The following is a 22,989-nucleotide window of genomic DNA, read 5'->3' as shown; positions in this document are numbered from 1 at the left end:
GGCGCCGTTTTTTATGAAGCGCCGTGCACTTTTCCTGGAATTACTCCGAGCAGCGCGACGAGGCAGGCAATGTCGGCGCGCTCGGCTTTCGCCGGCAGCATGAAGGCGCAATAGGGTTGCCCGAGCCGGACGGAAACCGAGGAGAGCGCTATCAGGCGGCCGGCTTCGAGATCGGCATCAGCCATTGTCCTCTGGCCAAGCGCTATCCCCAGCCCCAGCCTCGCCGCCGATATCGCCAAGCTGGAAAGGCCGACGCGACGGCCGTGCGAGGGGTCGGGCGCGCGAATGCCGCCTGCGGCCGCGAACCAGTCCGCCCAGCTTGGATGCGAGGCATAGTTCGGCCCCCAGTTGGTGTGGATGAACTGGCTTTCATGCATATCCGCCAGGACGTTGCCGTGGCGCTTGAGAAATTCGGGCGACGCGACCGGCAGCACCTCGTCATGCACCAGCCGCACCATCCGCAGCGCCGGATAGTGATAATCGCCATAGGAGATGCGCAGGTCGATGTTCTGGCGCACGACATCGACCGGATCGTCCTCGACGCGGATATCGATCGCCATTTGCGGGAAGCCGTCGAGCAGCTCCGCCAGTCGCGGCGCCAGCCACAATTCGGCCAGCGAGAACGGCACGCTGATGACCAGACGCGGCCGCACGCCGCCTTCCAGCATGCGCCGGCCGACCGCCGCGATGTCGCCCAGGGCGCGGGCCGTCTGCGGGTAGATGGCGTGGCCGGCATCGGTCAGCGTGATGCGGTTGCCGTTGCGCACGAAAAGCTGCTTGCCGAACCAGCTTTCAAGGTTTCGGATCTGCTGGCTGACCGCGGCCGAGGAGACGCCAAGTTCGGTGGCTGCAAGCGTGAAGGAGCCGGCGCGCGCGGCAACCTCGAAGGCCCGCACGGCGTTCAAGGGCGGGAGCTTCTCCATTTCGCTTCCTCAATATTTTCTTGTGCAAGCCTAATTATTTTCCGCGTTGAGAGAAAGATTTTTTTGTCGTCTTCTGCTTTCGAAACCGGAGCATTTGACGATGAAAGACATTCTCGACCTTTACCGCTACCCGCTCGACCGCGAAGGCAGCCCTGAATGGCAACGGCTCGTGGACGCCTCCATTGCTGGGCTGGAAACCGACGGCATGTTCAACCTCGAAGGCTTTTTGCGCCCTGGCGTCGCCGAGAAGGCGGTCGGCGAAATCCAGCCGGTGATGGCGGCGCGCTCGCATGTCCACAAGCGCATGCACAACATCTACTTCAAGCCTGACCTTCCCGAACTTGCTCCGGATCATCCAGCGCTGCGCAAGGTCGAGACCATCAGCCACACGGTGTGCGCCGACCAGATTCCCGGCAGCACAGTGCTTGCCATCTATGAATATGAGCCGCTGCTGCGCTTCCTGGCGGCGGCGATGGGCAAGGCCAGGCTGCATGTCATGCAGGATCCGCTGGCCCGCACCAATGTCATGGCCTACCGCTCCGGCGAAGCGCTGAACTGGCATTTCGACCGTTCGGAATTCACCACCACGCTGCTGCTGCAGGCGCCGGAGCGCGGGGGCGATTTCGAGTACCGCACCGATCTGCGGTCGGACGACAACCCCAACTATGACGGCGTCGCAAAACTGCTCGAAGGACGCGATCCCGAGGCCAAGATCCTGCGCCTGAAGCCTGGGACGCTGAACGTCTTCCGCGGCAAGAACACCGCGCATCGCGTCACCACCGTCCAGGGCGAGCGCGAGCGGATGATCGCGGTGTTTTCCTACTATGAGAAGCCGGGCGTCATGTTCAGCCCCGAAGAGCGGGTCGGCTTCTACGGCCGCGCAGCATGAGGCCGAAAGGCTGACACGCCACCCGCTACAAGAATCCGGAAAAGCCTGTTGTAGGATTGTCGACAATCTGCTTGTCTTGTTTCCGGCTCTCACTGGAGTGGCGACATGGCCAAGCTGGATTTCAGTCCGATCGCGGATACGACACGGCGGGCCGAGATCGTCGCGCTGCTCAGGCGCGCGATCCTGACCGGCCAGCTGGAACCCGGGCAAAAGCTCAACGAGCTCAGGATTGCCGAACAGATGCGGGTCAGCCGCGCGCCATTGCGCGAGGCGATGCGCGAGCTGGTGCAGGAAGGCATCCTGACCAGCATCCCCTATGCCGGCACGTTTGTGATCGATGTCACCGCCAAGGACATCGACGACGCCTATTCCCTGAACAAGGTGCTCGACGAGTTCGCCATCGAGCGGACCTGGAAGCTGCGCGACCAGCGCTTCTTCGACGAACTCGACCGCCGCCACGACGCGGTGAAGCAGGCGACGCGCGCGCTCGACACCACCCGCCAGATCGAAACCGCGCTGCAATTGCACGGGCTGATTTATGAATGGGCCGACAATTCGGTGCTCTTGGAAACATGGCAACGGCTGACCAGCCGGCTGCAAATGTACTTTGCCCTGCACCAGCGCGCCCGCAACGAGCCGGTGCCGGCGGAAGATGTCCACGAGACCTATGTGCGGCTCTTGAAAGGCGCCGACATGCGCGCCGCCCAGCGCCATGCCCGCGAGCATATCGACCTCGATTTCGAAGAGCTGCTTGCCTATGCGCGCGGCCTCGAACAGCGGACATCGAAGGGCTGATCCTCCTCCTTAACACCAAGCGACAACGGACAGACACAAGTGCAGATCAAAACCATCAAGGCTTATCGTGTCGTCCAGCCCTTCGTGGACGGACCCTACCGCATGTCGAAAGGGCGGGAGGCCGACTGCTTCGACGCGGTGATCGTCGCCATCACCTCCGACAGCGGCGTGACCGGCTGGGGCGAGATGGCGCCGCTCGGCAATTTCTACTCGGCCGCGTTTCCCGCGGGAACGCGCGCCGGCGTGGTGGAGATCGCGCCACATCTGATTGGCCAGGATCCGCGTGGCCTCGCCGGCATCGGCCGGCTGATGGACACGGTGTTCAAGGGCCATCCCTACATCAAGTCGGCGCTCGACATGGCCTGCTGGGACCTGGCCGCGCGCGCCGCCGACGTGCCGCTGGTGACCATGCTTGGCGGCCGCGAGAGCGACATGGTGGAGACCTACCGCGTCGTCACCCATGGCACGCTCGACCAGATGGCGGCGCTGGCCAAGAGGATCATCGCCGAGGGTTGCCGCCGCCTGCAGGTCAAGGTCGGCGGTAACGTGCATGACGACATCGACCGGGTGACGGCCGTCGCTTCTGCCGTGCCGAAAGGCACGGTCATTTTCTGCGACGCCAATGCCGGCTGGACGCCCTATCAGGCGCGCCAGTTCGCCGACGCCACGCGCGGCATCGACTACACGTTCGAGCAGCCCTGCACGACGATCGAGGAAAACATGTCGGTGCGCCGCATGCTCGACAAGCCGATGGTGCTGGATGAATCCGTCATCTCGCTGGAAGCGATGCTGGAGATTCACCGCCTGGGCGCGGCCGACGGGCTGACGCTGAAGATCTCGCGGCTGGGCGGCGTGACCAGGACCCGGCAGATCCGCGACGTCGCCGTCGATCTGGGCTTCATGATCACCGTCGAGGATACGGGCGGCGCCGAGATCGATACCGCGGCGATGGCACATCTGTCGCTGTCGACGCCGGAGGAACGCCGGCTGCACGCCATTGCCTTCCACGAATGGGTGACGGTGCGCACAGCAAAAAACGCCCCGCCAGTCACCGGCAGTCATATGGGCATTCCCGACGGACCCGGCCTCGGCATCGATGTCGACCCGAGCCTGCTTGGCAAACCATTCTTCGAGATCGGCTGAGATGAAGATCAAGCGCGTCAAGGCGACGCCGATCAATTACCGGCTCGAAGCCCCTTATGTCTGGGTGTTCGGCGAACTCGACGGTTTCTCGCCGACAATCGTCGAGGTCGAGACCGAGGATGGATTGGTCGGCCTCGGCGAGGCGCCGACGCCGGCCGCCGCGGCCGTCATCAACGATGCGCTGGCGTCACGGCTTGTCGGCCGCGACGCTTTCGACATCGCTGGCGCCGAGGAAGTCTGTCTGCCCTTCTGGAGCGGCGTGCAGTCGATCAACGACCGTACCCGCATCATGGCCTTCGGCGCCATCGAGGTGGCGCTGTGGGACCTGCGCGGCAAGGCGTGGAAGCAGCCGCTCTACCAACTGCTCGGCAGCGCCGTGCGCAAGGACATCCCTTTCACCGACTATTTTTCGCTGCGCGGCGATGGGGCTGAGGTGAAAGGCGAGAAGACACCCGAGGAAGTCGCCGACTATTGCGTCGAACTCAACGAGCGCTTCGGCACAACCTTCTTCGAAGGCAAATTCTCAACGGCTGATCCGAAAATCTCGCTGAAGATGGTCGAGCTGATCCGCAAAGAGCTCGGCGACGAGGCGATGATCCGCATCGATTCCAACCAGGCCTATTCGCTGGCGACCGCCAGGCGCCTGGTGCGGCCGCTGGAGGAGCTTGGCGTGCGCAACTGGGAGGATCCGGTGGCGAGCATCGAAGAGATGCGCGAATTGCGCCGTCATTGCTCCATCCCGTTCTCGACCCACAACATCGACATTGCCCGCGCCATGGAGCTGAAGGTGCCGGACGCCTTTGTCGGTAACCCGACGGCGCATGGCGGCATCGGCCGCATGCAGCGCTTCGTCGGCGCCTGCGAGCATGCCGGCATCGACTACTGGTGCTACAGCGGCGACACCGGCGTCGGCAGTGCCTGCTATCTGCATCTCTGCGCTGCACTCGGCTGGATACGGGAACCCAACCAGTCGCTGTTTCGCATGCAGCCGATGGACATTATCGAGGAGGGACCGTTTTCGCCCAGGAACAATGTCGTGCCGGTGCCGGAGGGCCACGGCCTCGGCGTCACGCTGTCGCAGGACAGGCTTGCCGCCTGCCATCGCGACTTCGTCGAGAATGGGCCATGCAACAAATATCATGATCCGGAAAGACCCGGCACCTATCGCCGGCTGCCGCTTAACTAGGCCGTTTTCGGTCCGCAATTGCGTCAAAACAACGAGGAGTGATCACACAAGCCGACAAGAGACGGATACAACAAGAGAAGCCCGCAGATGTGACGAGCGCGCGGGACGAGCGAGTAAAAAGCAGATGGCTCCGACGAACGTCCGGCAGGACAAAGGGGGGCGCTATCCCACCAGCATCAGCAGGCTCTCATCACAACTATCGCTTCGCCTCCAACTTGAAATCCTCCCGCCTCACCCCTTTCTCGGTTGAAATATTTTTCAAATGGAAATAGGAATGTTCAAAATGATGATTTGACGCTGCGGCGCGTCATGACTGGAGGAAGCGATATGGCCCATCCGCAATTTGCAGCGGAACTTCTGCAGCGCGCTGAAGCTCAAGGCCCGATCACCATCGGTCTCGCCGGCGCCGGGCAGATGGGTACCGATATCGTCGTCCAGGTGGCATTGATGCCGGGCATGCGGATCGGTGCCATTTCCGAGGTTCGACCACAAGCGGCGATCGATGCCGCCCTGCTTGCCGGCCATGACCGCTCCGACATCGTCCAGGCCGCCAATGCGTCCGCCATCGACCGCGCCATCGAGGCCGGCAAGATCGCTGTCACCGAGGATTTGCACGCACTGGCCGCGGCCGGCCGCATCGACGTCATCATCGACGCCACCGGCAATCCCAACATCGGCACGCTGTTTGCGCTTGAGGTGATGAAGAACGGCAAGCATATCGTCATGCTCAATGTCGAAGCCGACATCACCATCGGGCGCTTCCTCAAGGAAGAGGCGCGCAAGGCCGGCGTCGTCTACACGGGTGCGGCCGGCGACGAACCTGCCTGCACGCTGGAGATCATCGGCTTTGCCCGCAGCCTCGGCTTCAACATCATCGCCGCCGGCAAGGGCAAGAACAACCCGCTGAAGTTCGACGCCATGCCGGCCGACTACGCCAAGGAAGCAGCCGAGCGCAACATGAACGCGCGCATGCTGGTCGAGTTCGTCGACGGCTCCAAGACGGCGATCGAGATGGTGGCGATCGCCAACGCCACGGGGCTAGTGCCCGACGTGCCGGGCATGCATGGCCCGACGGCAACGCTGGAGGAACTGGCCAGCGTGCTTTGCCCGCGCGAAGATGGCGGCGTGCTGCACCGCAAGGGCGTGGTCGACTATTCCATCGGCAAGGGCGTGGCGCCCGGCGTGTTCTGCGTCATCGAGACCCGGCATCCGCGCGTCATGGAGCGGATGATCGACCTCAAGGTCGGCAAGGGCCCCTATTTCACGATCTTTCGGCCCTATCACCTGACCAGCCTGGAAGTGCCGCTGTCGGCGGCGCGCGCCGTGGTCTACAAGCGCGCGGATATGGAACCGCTCGACCATCCGGTTGCCGAAGCGGTGGCGGTGGCCAAGAGCGATCTCGGCACGGGCCAATCGCTTGGCATGATCGGCGAGACGGACTATCGCGGCTTCGCCATGACCTGGGAGGACGCGCGCGCCAAGGGTGCGCTGCCGCTCGGGCTTGCCGAACGCGCCAAGGTGGTCAAGCCGATCAGAAAAGGCGACTTCCTCACCTATGAAAATTGTGTACCCGACGATTCGATGGTGATAACGCAGATCCGCCGTCGTCTCGACCAGTCGGACGGACGGTTCGTGACCAACGCTGCCTGAACCTTCGGGAATAGCTGTGATGGACGATGTCGTTATCGGGATCGACGCCTCGACGACGGCCGTGAAGGCGATTGCTTTCACCCGCAATGGCGCCGAGCTTTTCCAGGCGCGCGAAACCTATCCGCTTTCAAATCCGAAGCCCGGCCATTTCGAACAGGATGCCGAACATTGGTGGGCAGCCCTCATCAGTGCGCTGCAGCAGGTTGCCGACAAGGTCGGCGCCGCGCGCGTGGCGGCAATCGCCATCGCCCATCAGCGCGAGAGCTTCACCCTGATCGATCAGGGCGGCAAGCCGCTCATTCCGGCGATCCTGTGGCTGGACGAGCGCGCCCGGCCGCAGGTCGCTCGACTGTCGGCCGAGCTCGGCCGCGAAGCGATCCGCGACTGGAGCGGCAAGCCGCCGGATCCCACACCGGCGCTGTACGCCATCGCCTGGCTGGCCGAGCACCAGCCGCAGGTGCTGGCCGAGGCTGCGGCCCTCGTCGATGTTCACGGCTTCTTCGTCCACCGTCTCACCGGCCGTCTCGTTACCAGCACGGCAAGCGCCGATCCGCTGGGCCTGCTCGATGTCGCGACAGGCGAATGGCACGCTGACCTCGTCGCGGCTGCCGGGCTGCAGCCACGACAGCTGCCGGCGCTGGTCGGTCCAGGTGAGATCTGTGGTGGACTTGCCGAAAGCATTGCGCAGCTGACCGGGCTGAAGACGGGCACGCCCATTGTTGCCGGCGCCGGTGATGGCCAGGCGATGGGTCTCGGCATGGGCGTCTACGGGGCAGGCAAGAGCTATCTCTCGCTCGGCTCCGGCGTCGTCAGCGGCTGCTATTCCGGCACGGTCACCACATCGGACGCGTTTCGCACGCTGGTCTCGCCGACCGGTTCCGGCTTCATGCTGGAGACCGTGCTGCGCTCGGGAATGCAACTGGTCGACTGGATCGTGCGCATCACCGGCGCGACCTCCGCAGCAGAACTGGAGAAGCTTGCGGTCGATGTCGCGGCCGGCAGCGATGGGCTGCTGGTCATGCCCTATTGGGCCGGCGTGATGAGCCCCTATTGGGATAGCGCCGCGCGAGGCGCTGTCGTCGGCCTGTCGCTCAACCATGAGCCCAGGCATCTCTTCCGCGCGACGCTGGAAGGCATCGCTTTCGAGCAAGCCATCGCAAGCGAGGCGATGGAAGGAGAGAGCGGCGGCAGCCCGACGGAGATGATTGCCGCCGGCGGCGGCACCAATTCGGCGCTGCTGATGAAGATCATCTCCAGCGTGCTCGAGCGGCCGCTTCTCGTGTCCCCGGTCAACGAGGCGGCCGCACTTGGCGCGGCCATGCTGGCGGCTTCGGCGATCGGCTGGTTCGCCTCGCCGGAAGACGCGGCCAAGGCGATGGCGGCGGCGCCCGCCAGACGTGTCGATCCGGACATGGCGCTGGTGCCGGCTTACCGGGCGCGCAGGGCGATCTATCGCGACCTTTATCACGCGACGCGCGATATTCATGCGCGGCTTGGCGCGATTTGAGGTCGACCTGTCGCTTCCGGCCTGAAGCTACCGGATTTGCGTCTTGTCTGGCCAGTGCTAAGCTCAGCGGGCTCATGAAAGCAGCGTTCCACCTCGCGGCCCTGCCCTGGATCGTCGCTGTTGCGACAGCTCCAACGGCGGCGCGCGCGCAAGACGAACCGTCTCTTGAGGTCTCCGTCGACCTGGACAATGACGGCCGTACGGATCGGGCCGTCCTCGCGCAAGATACCAACAGCGGGCAAGCGGACCTCTCGATCTATCTTGCCGCCGGTGACGGTAGGCTCGACCCTTCGCGCAAGCCGAGCTTCGTCAAGAAGGCGCTGACGGAGGACCGGATTCTTGCGCTCGAAAGCAAAGGCAAGGGATCGCTTGTCATCACCTCCTGCTTCGGCTGCGGCGCCAGCAAATCGACGGAAGAGACGCTGACCGTCGTTTATCGCCGCGGCAAGTTCCTGGTCGGCGGCTACAGCCGCAGCTGGGACTGGGGCGAGCACAAAGCCGACGGGACCGTCGAGACCACGCTCGGCGGCTGCGACATCAACTATCTCACCGGCAAGGCCACCGTCTCCAAGGACCTGGAGGCCGGCCGGCCGATCAAGGGCAAGTTCAAACCGGTGCCCTTGAAGGACTGGTCCTACGAGAAGCGCCCCAAGGCTTGCGAATTCTGAAAAGACTTTTTTCTCAGGTTCCTGACGGAAAATCGCTGCCACTGTTCCGGGCATCGAGGATCAGCGATTGAGCAGGCCCTTGGCGGCGTCCTCGTCGGTGATCAGCACCGCGATCTTGGTGTTGGCCAGCGCGGCGCGCATGATGGCCACCTTTTCCTGCCCCCCCGAGACCAGGATGATGTTCGGGATGTCCGACAGTTCCTGCAGCGGATAGGCGCAGACACGGCGGTTGACCTCATGGTCGACCGGGCGGCCCTCGGCGTCGATGAAGTGACAGAGGATGTCACCGACAGCACCCGCCGCCTGCAATTCCTCGAGCTCGCTCGGCTTGATGAAACCGTAATTGGCGATCGGGCTGTCGGTGGAGAACGAGCCGACGCTGAGCACGGCGATGTTGGCCCGCCGCGCCCGGAAGACGACGTCCTGGACACTGCGCTGGCTCATGAAGGCATCGCGCTGCTCGGGCCTGTCGGCATAGACCGGCACCGGCAGCAGGAAACATTCGGCACCGATCTTCTCGGCGAATTCCCAGGCGCTTTCGGTCGGGTTGAGCGGCTGTGCATGGGTGAGGCCGCCGAGCATCGAGACGACGGTGGTTCTGGCAATCGGTCGCCTCGGCAACTCGTTGATGGCGAATTTCAGCGTGCGGCCCCAGCCCAGCGCAATGACATCGCCGGCATTGACGTTGTCGGCGAGATAGGCGGCGGCGGCGTGGCCGATCATCAGCGGCGCGTTGCTGCGGTCGGCGGCCGACGGCACCACGACGGCCTGGCTGAGTCCAAAGCGCTGCTTAAGGCTTTCCTCAAGCTGCACGCATTCGACGACACTGTCGCGAATGCGGAACTGTACAATGCCCTCCTCGCGGGCGGCGGAGAGGATGCGATGCACCTTGATGCGGCCGACGCCTAGGATCTCGGATATCCGTTCCTGCGTCAGGCCCTCGACATAGTAGTGCCAGGCAGCGCGAGCCTTCAGTTCGGCATCGGGGAAGCGCGAGGCCTTCTCGTTTTCGACGGTTGCCATCTTTTTGCCCTCCCACGGCAGATTCGGAATCTTTTCCGCAGAGCGCCGCCCCTGGCCTTCCCTAGGACAAACCCCCAGGTGGCGCAAACCGTCTGCATGGCGCGACGGCACTTGACAATTTTCTAACGAACAGTTTAGCTGAACAAAATTGCATATCAAAGATAAATTGTTCACAGGGAGGTGCCTGGTGAACAAGAGCGGGCGGCAGGCCATCGCCGTTTCGCTGACGGAGGAGACGAAGTGGCCGTGAGCAATGATGCAAGCGACTCGAAAGCTGGCGAGTTGAAAGCCGCGCCCGGCGCTCGAGGCGCGACGGGTACAAAGCTTTCCGCGCTGTTCGCCGGAACCATGGGACCGTTGATCGGACTCGCACTGCTTTGCCTGGCGTTGACGCTAACCACCGACACATTCCTCACCGTTCGCAACATCCTCAATGTGCTCGACCAGATCACCGTGCTCGGCATCATGGCGATCGGTATGACGCTGGTCATCCTGATCGGCGGCATCGATCTCTCGGTCGGCTCGGTGCTGGCGCTGGCCGCCATGGTGATGGGCTTTGTCGCCCACCCCGACTATCTCAATCTCGGCCTTGCGGCCGGCGTCATCGCCGGACTGGTCGTCGCCGGCCTTTGCGGACTGGTGTCCGGCCTGCTGGTGACCGTCACCCGGCTGCCGCCCTTCATCGCCACGCTGGCGATGATGTCGGTGGCGCGCGGTCTTGCCAACATGATCACCGACGGCTCGCAGATCGTCGGCTTCCCCGACTGGTTCACCAACCTGTCGATCATCCGCCATTTCGGCTTCCTGTCGGTCACCGTCGGGCTGATGATGGTGCTGGCCATCATCTTCGCCATCTTCCTCAACTACCGCGCCACCGGCCGCAGCCTTTACGCCATCGGCGGCAGCGCCGAGGTGGCGCGGCTCTCCGGCATTCCGGTGAAGTCGCTGACCAACTGGGTCTACGCGATCTGCGGCGTGCTCGCCGGGCTTGCCGGCATCGTGCTGGCGGCGCGGCTCGATTCGGTGCAGCCCAGTTCCGGCCTCGGCTATGAGCTCGACACCATCGCAGCGGTGGTGATCGGCGGCGCGAGTCTCTCGGGCGGCGTCGGCTCGATCGGTGGCACAGCGGTCGGCGTGCTCATCATCGGCGTGCTGCGCAACGGGCTGAATTTGCTCGGCGTCTCGCCCTTCATCCAACAGGTGGTGATCGGCGTCGTGATCGCGCTTGCCGTCGCGACCGACACCTGGCGTCGGCGAGCTCAATGAGGAATTCGCCCGGAGCGTCCGGGCGATAGACGGATCGGTCGATCCGAAACTGGGATGTTCCAAGGAGCGCGATGCGCAGGCGGGACAGTTTGACTATCAACGGAGGAAACACATGCTGACCAAACGTTCACTGCTGCTTGCCGCGGCCGCAATCATTCCGCTGCTCGGCCTGACCGACATGGCCTCGGCCAAAGAGGCCAAGAAACTCGGCCTCGCTGTCGCCAATCTGCAGGCCGACTTCTTCAACCAGATCAAGCAGTCGGTCGAAGCCTACGGCAAGGAGAAGGGCATCGAGATCGTCACCGTCGACGCCAAGGGCGATTCGGCAACGCAGGTCAGCCAGGTGCAGGATTTGATCACCCAGAACATCGACGCGCTGATCTACATCCCGGCCGGCGCCACCGCCGCCACCGTGCCGACCAAGACCGCCAAGGCCGCCGGCATCCCGGTGATCAATGTCGACCGCAACGCCGACGGCGCGCCGGGCGACACCTTCATTGCCACCAACAGCGTCGCCTCGGCGCAGGCCGTGTGCGACTACATCGCCAAGCAGGCCGGCGGCAAGGGCGAGCTGATCATCATCCATGGCCAGAAGGGCACGACGCCCGAGGTCGACCGCTCGAAGGGCTGCGGCGAAGCGCTCAAGGCCTATCCCGGCATCAAGGTGGTCGGTGAGCTCTGGAGCGAAGGCTGGCACCAGGACGAAGGTTTCAAGCTGACGCAGGATCTTTTGCAGTCGCATCCCGATGTCTCCATCGTCATCGGCCAGGCCGATGCGCTGGCGCTTGGCGCAGCACAGGCGGTCAAGGTCGCCAATCCCGGCCACAAGGTCTGGGTTGCCGGCTTCGACGGTGACGTGGCGGCGCTGAAGGCGCTGAAGGACGGCGTGTTCGACGTCACCGCGACGCAGCAGACGCAAGGCATGGGCAGGCTCGCCGTCGATGCGGCGATCAAGCTGGTGGCCGGCGAAAGCATTCCGGCCGAACAGCTGCAGGATGCGACGCTGACCACGAAGGACAATGTCGAGCAGTTCATCGCCAAGCACCCGTAACAGCTCGCACCGGTCAAGAGAGCGCCACGATGTCCACTGCCCCACGCCACAGCGAAAGCCCGCATAACGGACTCTTCGTCAACGGCCTCTGCAAGAGCTACGGACCGGTCCAGGTCCTGGCCGATGCGAGCTTCGAGGTGCGGCCGGGCGAGGTCGTGGCGCTGCTCGGCGAAAACGGCGCCGGGAAGTCGACGGTGTCCAATATCATCGCCGGCTCGACCAGACCCGATGCCGGCACCATCGTCTGGCGGGGGAAGCACTACTCCCCCGCCTCGCCTGCCGCGGCAATTGATGCCGGCGTCGGCATGATCCACCAGGAACTGAAGCTGCTGCCGGACCTGTCGGTGGCGGAAAACGTCTATGTCGGGCGCCTGCCGATGCGCGGCGGCCGCATCGACCGTGCGGCGATGAATGCCAACGCCTCGGCACAGTTGAAGCGGCTCGGCCTCGATGTCTCGCCCGAGCGCAAAGTGCGCACGCTGCGCATCGCCGCCCAGCAGCAGGTCGAGATCGCCAAGGCGCTGACGCTGAACGCCGAATTGCTGATCTTCGATGAGCCGACCGCAGCGCTTGGCGGTGAGGAAACGGAGCTTTTGTTCCAGCAGATCCGCAAGCTCAAGGCCGAAGGCATGTCCTTCATCTATATCAGCCACCGTCTCGACGAGATCGCGCAGATTGCCGACCGCGTTGTGGTGATGCGCGACGGACGCATCGTCGCCCGCCACGAACGCTCCGACATTCCCGTGCGCACCGTGGTCGAGCAGATGGTCGGCCGCTCGGTCGAGCGGATGTTTCCGCATCTGTCGCCGCCGCGCGAGGAGACGCTGCTCGAGGTCGAGAATCTGTCCTCGCCGGAGAGAAGTTTCAATAACGTCTCCTTCACGGTCAAAGCTGGTGAGATTCTCGGCATCGCCGGGCTAATTGGCGCCGGCCGCACGGAACTGGTGCGGGCGATCGCCGGCGCCGATCCGATTTCCTCCGGCGCGGTACGCGTTGCCGGGAAGCCGGTGCATCTCAGCGGACCGGCGGCGGCGATCAAGGCCGGCGTCGTGCTGGTGCCGGAAGACCGCAAGGCGCAAGGCGTGGTGCTGGACCAGACCATCGGCGAGAATCTGGCGTTCGGCAATTTCGATCATGTCGCGCCGAAGGGCTGGGTGTTTCCCAAAGCGGTGCAGAAATTTGCCGAGGCCGGCATCTCAAGGCTCGGTGTCAAAGGCAAGCCTGGCCAGGCGGTTTCAAAACTTTCCGGCGGCAACCAGCAGAAGGTGATCATCGCCAAATGGGTGTCGCGGCCACCAAAGGTGTTCATTCTCGATGAGCCGACGCGCGGCATCGATGTCGGCGCGCGTGCGGCGATCTACGACGTCATTGCCGACCTCGCGCGCTCGGGCATGGCGGTGGTGGTGGTGAGTTCCGATCTCGAGGAAGTGCTGGGGCTGTCGCACCGCGTGCTGGTGCTGAGCCGCGGCCGCCAGCGCGGCATTCTCGACCGCAGCGACGCCAGCAATGTCGCGGTGATGGAACTCGCCACGAGCTAGAATAACGCGCAGCAGGTGATATCCTCCCAAGGATCGACCGCGCGGGGCGCCAGCAAGGACTGGCGCCCCTTCATTTCAGACGGCCGGTGGTTGGAGCAGAGGGACCGACGAATGAAACTATTCGATCTTCACGGGGACGTGGCGCTGGTGACCGGAGCCGGCAGCGGCATCGGGCAAGCGATCGCAATTGGTCTGGCTGAAGCCGGCGCCGATGTCGTCTGTTTCGGTCACACATCCAAGGGCGGGCTCGACGAGACGGCACACAAGATTTCAGCACTTGGCCGCAAGGCGCTGGTGCTGACCGGCACGGTGACGTCGGAGGAAGACCTGGCGTTGGCGGTCGCGCGCACGGAGAGAGAACTCGGCGCGCTGACCATTGCCGTCAACAATGCCGGCATCGCTGGAGCCGAACCGGCCGAAACGCTGCCGCTGCAGACATGGCAGAAAATCTACGACGTCAATGTCAGCGGCGTGTTCCTGTCCTGCCAGGCGGAGGCGCGCGCCATGCTGACCCGGCGCAAGGGCTCGATCATCAACATTGCCTCGATGTCCGGCTCGATCGTCAATCGCGGGCTCACCCAGGCGCATTACAATTCGTCGAAGGCCGCCGTCATCCACATGTCGAAAAGCCTTGCCATGGAGTGGGCCGATCGCGGCCTGCGCGTCAATGTGGTGAGCCCCGGCTACACGCTGACGCCGATGAACAAGCGGCCGGAAGTCGCCGAACAGATCAAGATATTCAAGCGCGATACGCCGATGGGGCGTATGGCGACACCGGAAGAGATGGTCGGCCCGACCGTGTTCCTGGCCAGCCGCGCCGCGAGTTTTGTCACCGGCATCGACCTGATCGTCGATGGCGGTTTTGTCTGCTGGTAGGAGAACAAAAGTGCCGAAGCGTTTCGAAGGCAAGACGGCTGTCATCACCGGGGCCAGCGGCGGCATCGGCGCGGCAATGGCGAAACGCTTTGCCAAGGAAGGTGCTGCGGTCGTGGTCAGCGCCATCGATGCCCGCGTCGAAGAGGTCGCCGCCAGCCTGAAAGCAGCGGGCGCCAAGGTCGCTTCGATGCGCATGGACGTGACCAGGAAGGATGAGGTCACCGCTCTTTACGACCTCGCCGAAAGTGAGTTCGGCCGTGTCGACATTTCGGTGCAGAATGCCGGTGTCATCACCATCGCCCGGATCGAGGCGATGACCGAGGCCGAGTGGGACAAGGTGATGGCGGTCAATACCAAGGGCGTGTTCCTGTGCTGCCAGGAAGCAATCGCCCGCATCCGCAAGCATGGCGATGGCGGCCGGCTGATCAACACGGCGTCGGGCCAGGCGCGGCAAGGCTTCATCTACACGCCGCATTATGCGGCGTCGAAGTTCGGCGTCGTCGGCATCACCCAGAGCCTGGCCAAGGAAGTGGCCAAGGAGAAAATCACCGTCAACGCGATCTGCCCCGGCATCATCGACACCGACATGTGGGCCTATAACGACGCCGCCTGGGGCAAGCTGATGGGCGACTACAAGCCCGGCGAGCTGATGGCCGAATGGGTGAAGAACATCCCCATGGGCCGCGCCGGCAGCGGCGAGGATGTCTCCGGCCTGGTCAGCTTCCTCGCCAGCAACGACGCCACCTACATCACCGGCCAGACGATCAATGTCGATGGCGGCCTGATCATGTCGTGAAGTCCGCTCTGGCGGTTGGCAATCGACCAGTCTGAAATTCCGCAGTGCACGAGCCGTCAGCCGTTGCGCCGCATGAACGTTGGTATATATAATTTCATCCCATGAAACGGCCTTGGTGGGGATGGGGCTCGCCGGCCGAGATCATGGGACCTTGATGGCTCTGAAGTCACAGAGCGCCGCCGGAGCGGCGATCGATTTGTTGACGATTGCTCGCGCAGCAATCCATGCGATGCCATGACGCGGGCCTATCCAGCACCATACCACCACCAGATTGAGCACCATCTCCCTGCGCCGGTTGCGGCCATGGAGATGGTATGGCGCGAACGAGCTTGCGTAACGACCCGCCTTTCCAACACAATCAAGAAAAGACGCAAGAAGGGAACGACTAAGAACTTCCACATGGTTTGACAGGAGAACAAGCATGTCATTTCGCAGTGTGATTTCGAACCTATCAATGGGAGCCTTCGCACTTGCCTCGGCAAGTGTACTGACACCGGCGGCGCAAGCGGCCGCGCCTGAATCCAACGACCCGATCAAGATCGCGCTGTTCGACTGGACCAGCGTCAACCTCAACGCCAAGATCCTTGGCGGCATTTTGGAAAAACTCGGCTACACCGTCGAATATCCGACCGCCGACTACCTCTCCAGCCTGACCACCGGCCTCACCAATGGCGACATCGATGTCGGCCTGGAATTCTGGGACACGACGGCCGGCGAAGCGATGAAGGCCTCCGACGCCACCGGCCAGACCGAGCGGCTCGGCAAGCTCGGACCGAAGGCCAAGGAAGAATGGTGGTTTCCCGAATACATGAAGGAGAAATGCCCGGGCCTGCCGAATTGGGAAGCGTTGAAGGACCCGAAATGCGCCGAAGCCTTTTCGACAGCGGAGACCGCACCGAAGGGGCGCTATCTCGGCGGCCCGGTGACCTGGGAAGGCTTTGACGACGAGCGCGTCGAGGCGCTGAAGCTGCCCTTCACCGTCATCCATGCCGGCACCGACGCGGCGATGTTCGCCGAACTGGACTCGGCCTATCAGCGCAAGGCGCCGATCATGCTGTGGATCTATTCGCCGCACTGGGCGCCGGCCAAGTACAAGGGCGAATGGGTGCAATTCCCCGAATACACGCCCGAGTGCTACACCGACCCGAAATGGGGCACCAACCCCGACGCCAAATATGATTGCGGCAAGCCGCATGGCGAGATCTGGAAATACTCCTGGTCCGGCATGAAGGACAAATGGCCGCTCGCCTACAAGGTGGCCAAAGCCTACACGGTCGACACCGACGAGCTCAACAAGATGAGCGGCGAGATCGACCTCGGCGGCAAGACGCCTGAAGAAGTCGCTGCCGCCTGGATCGCCGCCCACGAAGCCGACTGGAAAGCCTGGGCGCAGTGATCGTTCCGACTGGAAGCCAGACCCGGCCGTAGCGGCCGGGTCTATTTCCCTATTTTCCAGAAGGACCATTGGATGACGGAAGCGACTGAACCGCAGGCAGTTGGCACGCCAAAGGATGCGCGGCCGATAAAGCTTGCCTGCCGCAATGTCTGGAAGCTGTTCGGATCGAACGCCGCGAACTTCATTCGCGAGCGCGACGGCAAGGCCAGCATGGCCGATGTCACTGCCGCCGGACTGGTCGGCGCGGTCCGCGCCGTCGATCTCGAAATACGCCAGGGCGAGATCTTCATCATCATGGGGCTGTCGGGCTCCGGCAAGTCGACGCTGGTGCGCTGCATGTCCAGGCTGGTCGAGCCGACCCACGGCAAGGTCGAGTTCGAAGGCAACGATCTGCTCAAGATTTCCGATGCCGCGCTGATTGAACTGCGGCGCCATCGCATGGGCATGGTGTTCCAGAATTTCGCGCTGCTGCCGCATCTCAATGTGCTGGAGAACATCGCTTTCCCCTTGAGTATTCAGGGCCAGGATCGGCCGACGCGAGAAGCGCGGGCGCGCGAGGTTATCGAACTGGTCGGCCTGCGTGGCCGCGAGCATTTCTATCCACGCGAGCTTTCCGGCGGCCAGCAGCAACGTGTCGGCATCGCCCGCAGCCTTGCCACCAAGCCGGAGATCTGGTTCCTCGACGAACCGTTCTCGGCGCTCGACCCGCTGATCCGCCGCGAGATGCAGGATGAGCTGATGCGGCTGCAAACGATGCTGCACAAGACCATCGTCTTCATCACCCATGATTTCGACGAGGCAATCAGGCTCGCCGACCGCATCGCCATCATGAAGGATGGCGAGGTCATCCAGATCGGCACGCCGGAACAGCTCGTGGTCAATCCGGCGACCGACTATGTCGCCGAATTCACCCGCGACGTCGACCGCGCCAAGGTGATTTCGGCGCGCAGCCTGATGCGCGCCTGCGATGGCTCGGAGCATGGCGGCACGGTTTCGCCCGATGCCAAGATCGCCAGTTTCTCCGCCAGCATCGTTGCCTCAGGAAAACCGTTCGCGGTGGTCAACGGCACCGGCAAGCCGATCGGCGAAGTGACGCCGCAAGCGGTGATCGGACTGCTGGCCGGCCTGGACAAGCCAAGAGCCGGCGCATGACGGTGACGGCAAGCGCCAGCGAGACAAGACCGCCGGCTCAGCGCTGGCTTGTGATCTGGGCGCTGGCACTGACCGCCGTACTGGTGGTGTTCCTGCTGCAGGACAGGCTGCCCTGGGCGGTCAACTATCCGGCCGAGGCGGTCGTCCCCGTCGCCGACTGGGTCAGCGCGCTGATGCGCTGGATCAAATCGCACTTGTCGTGGCTGACCCGCTCGATCACCGCGGTGCTCGGCGTTCCCCTCGATTTCGCGCTCAATCTGCTCGCCAAGAGCTTCAAGATCGGCCACGGCGCCGACGCCTCTGTGCTGCCGCGGTTGTCCTGGGTCGGTGTCTGCGCTGTCGCCTTCATCGCCGGCCATGCCGTCGGCGGCCGCAAGCTCGGCATTCTGGTCGGCGGCTGTTTCCTCTACATTGCGTTGTTCGGCCAGTGGACGAGCGCCATGCTGACGCTGGCGCTGATTTCCATCGCGGTGCCGTTCTGCATCGTCACCGGCTTGTTTGCCGGCATCTGGGCCTGGCGCAAGCCGTGGGCCGAGAGGCTGATCGTCTCCCCTGCCCTCGATCTGATGCAGACCATCCCGACCTTTGCATACCTCATCCCGATGCTGCTCCTGTTCGGCAACAGCCCGGTGTCGGCAATGATCGCCACCGCCATTTTCGCCACGCCGCCGATGGTGCGGGCGACGATGCTGGGTCTGTCGCGCGTACCGTCCGAGATCGATGATTTCAGTGAGATGGCCGGTTGCACGGCGCGGCAGAAATTGTGGCGGGTGCTGCTGCCCTCGGCGCGGCCGACACTGATGGTCGGCGTCAACCAGGTGATCATGCTGGCGCTGAATATGGTCATCATCGCCTCGATGATCGGCGCCGGCGGCCTCGGCTACGACGTGCTGCTCGCGCTGCGCGCGCTGAAGGTCGGCGAAGCGATGGAAGCCGGCCTTGCCATCGTGGCTTTGGCTATCGCGCTCGACCGGCTGAGCCAGGCCATCGCCCACAAGCAGGCGAAAGGCCAGACGCATCAGGTTTTGCAACCGGCCTTATGGCGCCGCTATCCCAATCTGACGCTCGCCCTCGCCATCCTTGCCGTCACCACATTGCTCAGCCTCTACGTGCCGGCCTTCGCGGCGGTGCCGAAGGCGATCACCTTCACCACCGCACCTTTGTGGAAGGCGGCGGTGAACTGGATAACGATCAACTTCTTCGACGTGATCGAAGCTTTTCGCGTCGCGCTGATCCTCAATGTGCTGAACCCGCTGCGCGCCTTCTGCGAAGGCTTTCCGTGGATGGGTGCTGTGGCGCTGCTCGGCCTCGCCGGCTATCAGCTCGGCGGCCTGCGGCTGGCGGCACTGGTCGCTGCGCTGACCGCTTTCTGCGCCATCACCGGTCTCTGGGAAAAGACCATGGCGACGGTCTATCTCTGCGGCATCTCGGCCTTCATCGCTTGCCTGATCGGCATTCCGATTGGCCTGATGGCCGCGCGCAGCGACCGCTTCGAAAAGATCGTCACGCCCATCATCGACACGCTACAGGTGCTGCCGTCCTTCTGCTTCATCATTCCGGTGGTGATGCTGTTTCGGGTCGGCGACGTCACCGCCATGATCGCAACGATCGCCTTCGCCGTGGTGCCGGCGATCCGCTACACCAATCACGGCATCCGCCAGGTGCCGCCGGCACTAATCGAGGCGGCGAAGGTTTCGGGCTGCACACCGCGCCAGGCCTTCTTTCGCGTGCAGCTGCCGCTGGCGCTGCCAGAGATCATGCTGGGGGTCAACCAGACCATCCTGATGGCGCTGGCGATGATCATCATCTGCGCCATGGTCGGCACGCGCGATCTCGGCCAGGAGGTGTTCATCGCTCTGTCCAAGGCCGATTCCGGGCGCGGCATCGTCGCGGGCCTGGCCATCGCCTTCATCGGCATCGTCGCCGACCGGCTGTTCAATGCCTGGACCGCGAAGGCACGGGCGAGGCTGGGGTAAAACTCAACCGCCAATACCACCAAAAGGAGAGAAGAGAATGAGCAGCAGGGTGGCCAACTGCACCTGCGGACAATTGCAGATACATTGCCCGCAAGAGCCGACCATGGTGTCGCTTTGCCATTGCCTCGACTGTCAGCGGCGGACCGGCAGCCCGTTTGGCATCGCGGCCTTCTTCGACGCCGCCGCGACCGATATCCGGGGCACATCGAAGACATTCCAACGCGTTTCCGACAGCGGCTTCCCGATCAGCTTTCATTTCTGCGGAACGTGCGGGTCGACCGTGTTCTGGTATCCGTCACGAAAACTGGAGGCGGTCGCAGTGGCCGTCGGCTGTTTCGCCGATCCGTCCTTCCCGGCGCCGACAAAGTCAGTCTATGACAAGCGCCGCCACAGTTGGGTCGCGGTGCCGGCGTGACGGCAGGCTCGTCCTTGGCTTGTGGATGCTACTCCGCCGCCACACCTTTCACCTCGAGATAGCTCTCCATGGAATCATCCAGCGCCTGCAGCCAAGGCGTATGATGCAGCGGCGCCATGGTGCCGGTCATCAGCGAGCGGTAGGCGTGGTCGCGGAAGCTCATAATGTCTTCCGCCTTGTGGTGCTCCCACTCCATGAAGGTCTGGTTGACAGCCTCGACGTCGAAGCCGGGATAGTCGGTCTGGTCCATCAATTCCTTAGTGTAGTCGCCCTGGAACCAGATCATCTGTTCGGCGTCTTCGAGCGTCTCCTCGCGGGCACGCCACTTCGCGCTGTGCTCGGCCATCGCTTGCGACGACGGCAGCTTGATGCGACCCATGATGACGTCGCGGGCAAACCACGCCTGCGCGTCGAACATGTTGAAAGTGTAGAACTGGTCCTGCATGCCGATATAGGACAGCTTCGGGTTCTTCTCCCATACGACGCCCTCATAAAGATCGAGCGGCCACATGCGGTTGGCGGTCTTGAGCTTCAAATCGTCGGTGAGGAAGGGGAAGGAATGCAGATAGCCGGTGCACAGGATGATGGCGTCCACATCCTTGGTGGTGCCGTCCTTGAAATGCGCCGTCTTGCCAACGACCTTTTGCAGCAGCGGCACCTCCTTCCAGTTCTCCGGCCATTTGAAGCCCATCGGCTTGGAGCGGTAGCTGGAGGTGATCGATTTGGCGCCGTATTTGTAGCATTGCGAGCCGATGTCCTCGGCCGAGTAAGAGCGGCCGATGATCAGGATATCCTTGCCCTTGAACTCCATCGCGTCGCGGAAATCATGGCTGTGCAGGATGCGGCCGTTGAAAGTGGAGAAGCCCTCGAAATAGGGAACGTTGGGCACGGAGAAGTGGCCGGACGCGACGACGACATTGTCGAATTCCTCGGAGTAGGTGACGTCGTTGGTGCGGTCATGCGCGGTGACGGTGAATTTCTTCGTCACATCCGAGAAGGTCACCATGCGCACCGGGCTGTTGAAGCGCACCCATTTGCGCAAGCCCGATTTCTCGACACGGCCCTTGATGTAGTCCCACAAAACGGCGCGCGGCGGATAGGAGCCGATCGGGCGGCCGAAATGCTCTTCGAATGTGTAGTCGGCGAATTCGAGGCATTCCTTCGGTCCGTTCGACCAGAGGTAGCGGTACATCGAGCCGTGGACGGGATCGCCGTGTTCGTCGAGGCCGGTGCGCCAGGTGTAGTTCCACAGGCCGCCCCAGTCCGACTGCTTTTCGAAGCAGACGATTTCAGGAATGGTGGCGCCCTTGTCTTCGGCCGCTTTGAAGGCCCTGAGCTGGGCCAGGCCGGACGGCCCGGCTCCAATGACGGCAACGCGAGTGTTCATGGCAGGCCTCCCGGTCTCATTTCAACTTTGACGCAATTCCTGTGGGAAAACCGTTTCACGCTTTTCCCAGGATTGCTCTTACGAAACAAATTTCACTCACAGTGACAGTAATTGCCCCTTCGATGCTGTCAACAGGGCTTGTGGTGAAACCGCGTTTCGTCCCAGCGGATTTTCCGCAAAAACCGATGACAGCGCAAATCCGGACCCGACACCATTCGACTTAAGGGCTTGCTGTCGCGGTTGCGTTTCTGTATCGGCAGCGAATATGTTCACCTTGAGTGAAATAAATCTGCGATTCTTGGGAGCGGCGACATGGCGAAGACAGCATCCGATCTCAAGCCCGGCGCCGGTCCGGCCAAGGCCAAGCCGTTGCCGAAGGTCTCGGGGGACGGGAAGACCATCCGTACGCCGCTGACGCAGAACCCGCACGCCATCCGCGACACGCGCGAGAAGGTGCTGGAGGTGGCGATCGGCCGCGAGGTGCGCGCTTTCCGCAAGAAGCTCGGCATCACTGTCGCCGATCTCGCCGTTGCCACCGACATTTCGCTGGGCATGCTGTCGAAGATCGAAAACGGCATCACCTCGCCGTCGCTGACAACGCTGCAGGCGCTGTCCAGAGCGCTTGGCGTTCCCGTCACCGCCTTCTTCCGCCGCTTCGAGGAAGAGCGCAGCGCCGTCTTCGTCAAAGCCGGCGAAGGCCTCGATGTCGAGCGCCGTGGCACGCGCGCCGGCCACCAGTACAATCTCTTGGGACATATCGGTTCCAACACCAGCGGTGTGGTCGTCGAGCCCTATCTGATCACCCTGACCGAGGATTCGGATGTGTTCCCGACCTTCCAGCATGAAGGCATGGAGTTCCTCTACATGCTGGAGGGTGAAGTGGTTTACCGCCACGGCAGCAACCTCTATCCGATGAAGCCGGGCGACAGCCTGTTCTTCGACGCCGACGCGCCGCATGGACCGGAGCAGCTGACAAAGCTGCCGATGCGGTATTTGTCGATTATTTGTTATCCGCAGAACAGTGCGGGGTAGCGAAGCCCCCTCACCCGGATTGCCAAGACCGAATTGCCAAGGCAATTCGGGGCAATCCGACCTCTCCCCGAGGGGAGAGCGACTATCTGGGGGGTCAAGTTGCATTTGCGAACTCACTTCTCGCGTCGCGTGCTTTTGCATTGAGGATGACGAGAAGTTTTCTGGCAAGCGCGATGCGGATGAGCATTTTGGGCTTTCCCGCCAGTTGCAACCTTTGAGCGAACGCTTTGAGATGTGGATCGAACTTAGCCACGATGGCTGCGACGATGAAGAGGATGCCACGCGGCCCGGCGCGTCCGGCGCGCACATGCCTGTTGCCG

At 63.1% G+C, this 22,989-nt stretch carries 20 protein-coding genes and 1 pseudogene; 17 read left to right on the top strand and 4 right to left on the bottom strand.

From position 1 onward, the window contains the following. Positions 1-11 precede the first annotated feature (11 nt). Positions 12-923, bottom strand: coding sequence for a LysR substrate-binding domain-containing protein (locus tag AC1D1L_RS14425; RefSeq protein ID WP_477342235.1), 912 nt, complete (start codon positions 921-923; stop codon positions 12-14). 100 nt (positions 924-1,023) lie between these two features. Here AC1D1L_RS14425 and AC1D1L_RS14420 point away from each other — a divergent pair, with 100 nt between their 5' ends. The 7 genes from AC1D1L_RS14420 to AC1D1L_RS14390 all read left to right on the top strand — a co-directional run bounded on the left by AC1D1L_RS14420 (position 1,024) and on the right by AC1D1L_RS14390 (position 8,761). Further along, positions 1,024-1,812 (top strand): HalD/BesD family halogenase, encoded by a 789-nt coding sequence (locus AC1D1L_RS14420; protein ID WP_477342233.1) that lies wholly within the window; start codon positions 1,024-1,026, stop codon positions 1,810-1,812. Positions 1,813-1,917: 105 nt separating this feature from the next. Continuing rightward, positions 1,918-2,607 (top strand): GntR family transcriptional regulator, encoded by a 690-nt coding sequence (locus AC1D1L_RS14415; RefSeq protein WP_477342231.1) that lies wholly within the window; start codon positions 1,918-1,920, stop codon positions 2,605-2,607. 39 nt (positions 2,608-2,646) lie between these two features. After that, positions 2,647-3,750, top strand: coding sequence for a mandelate racemase/muconate lactonizing enzyme family protein (locus AC1D1L_RS14410; RefSeq protein WP_477342229.1), 1,104 nt, complete (start codon positions 2,647-2,649; stop codon positions 3,748-3,750). Position 3,751: 1 nt separating this feature from the next. Then, positions 3,752-4,936, top strand: coding sequence for a mandelate racemase/muconate lactonizing enzyme family protein (locus AC1D1L_RS14405; protein ID WP_477342227.1), 1,185 nt, complete (start codon positions 3,752-3,754; stop codon positions 4,934-4,936). Positions 4,937-5,263: 327 nt separating this feature from the next. Further along, positions 5,264-6,586: an NAD(P)H-dependent oxidoreductase gene (locus AC1D1L_RS14400; RefSeq protein ID WP_203279050.1), complete on the top strand. Its 1,323-nt coding sequence runs from the start codon at positions 5,264-5,266 to the stop codon at positions 6,584-6,586. A gap of 19 nt (positions 6,587-6,605) precedes the next feature. Further along, the gene (locus AC1D1L_RS14395; protein WP_477342224.1) at positions 6,606-8,093 is read left to right on the top strand and encodes a xylulokinase; all 1,488 of its coding nucleotides are present in this window, start codon (positions 6,606-6,608) and stop codon (positions 8,091-8,093) included. Positions 8,094-8,167: 74 nt separating this feature from the next. Then, on the top strand, positions 8,168-8,761 hold the full coding sequence (locus AC1D1L_RS14390; protein WP_477342222.1) for a hypothetical protein: 594 nt from the start codon (positions 8,168-8,170) through the stop codon (positions 8,759-8,761). A 60-nt stretch (positions 8,762-8,821) separates the two neighbouring features. On the opposite strand, the gene AC1D1L_RS14385 is transcribed toward AC1D1L_RS14390, so the two are convergent. Next, positions 8,822-9,784, bottom strand: a complete 963-nt coding sequence (locus AC1D1L_RS14385) for a sugar-binding transcriptional regulator (RefSeq protein WP_477342220.1) — start codon at positions 9,782-9,784, stop codon at positions 8,822-8,824. 282 nt (positions 9,785-10,066) lie between these two features. Here AC1D1L_RS14385 and AC1D1L_RS14380 point away from each other — a divergent pair, with 282 nt between their 5' ends. The 9 genes from AC1D1L_RS14380 to AC1D1L_RS14340 all read left to right on the top strand — a co-directional run bounded on the left by AC1D1L_RS14380 (position 10,067) and on the right by AC1D1L_RS14340 (position 20,250). Then, positions 10,067-11,050, top strand: a complete 984-nt coding sequence (locus AC1D1L_RS14380; RefSeq protein WP_477342560.1) for an ABC transporter permease — start codon at positions 10,067-10,069, stop codon at positions 11,048-11,050. A gap of 112 nt (positions 11,051-11,162) precedes the next feature. Next, a complete protein-coding gene (locus AC1D1L_RS14375; protein ID WP_477342218.1) occupies positions 11,163-12,101 on the top strand; it encodes a substrate-binding domain-containing protein in 939 nt (312 codons plus the stop codon). Positions 12,102-12,130: 29 nt separating this feature from the next. Next, positions 12,131-13,639: a sugar ABC transporter ATP-binding protein gene (locus AC1D1L_RS14370; RefSeq protein WP_477342216.1), complete on the top strand. Its 1,509-nt coding sequence runs from the start codon at positions 12,131-12,133 to the stop codon at positions 13,637-13,639. A 90-nt stretch (positions 13,640-13,729) separates the two neighbouring features. Then, entirely contained in the window at positions 13,730-14,515 is a 786-nt protein-coding gene (locus AC1D1L_RS14365) for an SDR family oxidoreductase (protein WP_477342214.1), read from the top strand. 10 nt (positions 14,516-14,525) lie between these two features. Next, on the top strand, positions 14,526-15,311 hold the full coding sequence (locus AC1D1L_RS14360) for an SDR family oxidoreductase (protein ID WP_477342212.1): 786 nt from the start codon (positions 14,526-14,528) through the stop codon (positions 15,309-15,311). A 421-nt stretch (positions 15,312-15,732) separates the two neighbouring features. Then, positions 15,733-16,707, top strand: a complete 975-nt coding sequence (locus AC1D1L_RS14355; protein WP_477342210.1) for an ABC transporter substrate-binding protein — start codon at positions 15,733-15,735, stop codon at positions 16,705-16,707. A gap of 72 nt (positions 16,708-16,779) precedes the next feature. Then, on the top strand, positions 16,780-17,859 hold the full coding sequence (locus AC1D1L_RS14350; RefSeq protein ID WP_477342208.1) for a quaternary amine ABC transporter ATP-binding protein: 1,080 nt from the start codon (positions 16,780-16,782) through the stop codon (positions 17,857-17,859). Then, positions 17,856-19,835 carry an ABC transporter permease gene (locus tag AC1D1L_RS14345; RefSeq protein ID WP_477342206.1) on the top strand — a complete coding sequence of 660 codons (1,980 nt, stop codon included), beginning with the start codon at positions 17,856-17,858 and terminating at the stop codon, positions 19,833-19,835. Before AC1D1L_RS14350 ends, AC1D1L_RS14345 begins: the two co-directional genes overlap by 4 nt. Positions 19,836-19,872: 37 nt before the next feature. Further along, complete coding sequence (locus tag AC1D1L_RS14340; RefSeq protein WP_477342204.1) at positions 19,873-20,250, top strand: GFA family protein; 378 nt, start codon at positions 19,873-19,875, stop codon at positions 20,248-20,250. A 28-nt stretch (positions 20,251-20,278) separates the two neighbouring features. On the opposite strand, the gene AC1D1L_RS14335 is transcribed toward AC1D1L_RS14340, so the two are convergent. After that, positions 20,279-21,637 (bottom strand): NAD(P)-binding domain-containing protein, encoded by a 1,359-nt coding sequence (locus AC1D1L_RS14335; protein ID WP_477342202.1) that lies wholly within the window; start codon positions 21,635-21,637, stop codon positions 20,279-20,281. A 312-nt stretch (positions 21,638-21,949) separates the two neighbouring features. On the opposite strand from AC1D1L_RS14335, the gene AC1D1L_RS14330 reads away from it, so the two are divergent. Further along, positions 21,950-22,669: a helix-turn-helix domain-containing protein gene (locus AC1D1L_RS14330; RefSeq protein WP_477342200.1), complete on the top strand. Its 720-nt coding sequence runs from the start codon at positions 21,950-21,952 to the stop codon at positions 22,667-22,669. A gap of 94 nt (positions 22,670-22,763) precedes the next feature. On the opposite strand, the pseudogene AC1D1L_RS14325 reads toward AC1D1L_RS14330, so the two are convergent. Then, positions 22,764-22,989: pseudogene (locus tag AC1D1L_RS14325) on the bottom strand (IS110 family transposase); the annotation flags it as partial.

This window comes from Mesorhizobium sp. P2_D6 (assembly GCF_056404315.1).
Note: the sequence above shows the minus strand (reverse complement) of the source record. Positions and strands in the feature narration are given on the sequence as shown.

Excerpts from the sequence above, each read along its gene's own strand:
- AC1D1L_RS14385 (WP_477342220.1), bottom strand. The coding sequence starts at position 9,784 with ATGGCAACCGTCGAAAACGAGAAGGCCTCGCGCTTCCCCGATGCCGAA.
- AC1D1L_RS14345 (WP_477342206.1), top strand. The coding sequence starts at position 17,856 with ATGACGGTGACGGCAAGCGCCAGCGAGACAAGACCGCCGGCTCAGCGC.
- AC1D1L_RS14405 (WP_477342227.1), top strand. The coding sequence starts at position 3,752 with ATGAAGATCAAGCGCGTCAAGGCGACGCCGATCAATTACCGGCTCGAA.
- AC1D1L_RS14420 (WP_477342233.1), top strand. The coding sequence starts at position 1,024 with ATGAAAGACATTCTCGACCTTTACCGCTACCCGCTCGACCGCGAAGGC.
- AC1D1L_RS14330 (WP_477342200.1), top strand. The coding sequence starts at position 21,950 with ATGGCGAAGACAGCATCCGATCTCAAGCCCGGCGCCGGTCCGGCCAAG.
- AC1D1L_RS14400 (WP_203279050.1), top strand. The coding sequence starts at position 5,264 with ATGGCCCATCCGCAATTTGCAGCGGAACTTCTGCAGCGCGCTGAAGCT.
- AC1D1L_RS14425 (WP_477342235.1), bottom strand. The coding sequence starts at position 923 with ATGGAGAAGCTCCCGCCCTTGAACGCCGTGCGGGCCTTCGAGGTTGCC.
- AC1D1L_RS14415 (WP_477342231.1), top strand. The coding sequence starts at position 1,918 with ATGGCCAAGCTGGATTTCAGTCCGATCGCGGATACGACACGGCGGGCC.
- AC1D1L_RS14355 (WP_477342210.1), top strand. The coding sequence starts at position 15,733 with ATGTCATTTCGCAGTGTGATTTCGAACCTATCAATGGGAGCCTTCGCA.
- AC1D1L_RS14350 (WP_477342208.1), top strand. The coding sequence starts at position 16,780 with ATGACGGAAGCGACTGAACCGCAGGCAGTTGGCACGCCAAAGGATGCG.
- AC1D1L_RS14395 (WP_477342224.1), top strand. The coding sequence starts at position 6,606 with ATGGACGATGTCGTTATCGGGATCGACGCCTCGACGACGGCCGTGAAG.
- AC1D1L_RS14335 (WP_477342202.1), bottom strand. The coding sequence starts at position 21,637 with ATGAACACTCGCGTTGCCGTCATTGGAGCCGGGCCGTCCGGCCTGGCC.
- AC1D1L_RS14340 (WP_477342204.1), top strand. The coding sequence starts at position 19,873 with ATGAGCAGCAGGGTGGCCAACTGCACCTGCGGACAATTGCAGATACAT.
- AC1D1L_RS14390 (WP_477342222.1), top strand. The coding sequence starts at position 8,168 with ATGAAAGCAGCGTTCCACCTCGCGGCCCTGCCCTGGATCGTCGCTGTT.
- AC1D1L_RS14370 (WP_477342216.1), top strand. The coding sequence starts at position 12,131 with ATGTCCACTGCCCCACGCCACAGCGAAAGCCCGCATAACGGACTCTTC.
- AC1D1L_RS14375 (WP_477342218.1), top strand. The coding sequence starts at position 11,163 with ATGCTGACCAAACGTTCACTGCTGCTTGCCGCGGCCGCAATCATTCCG.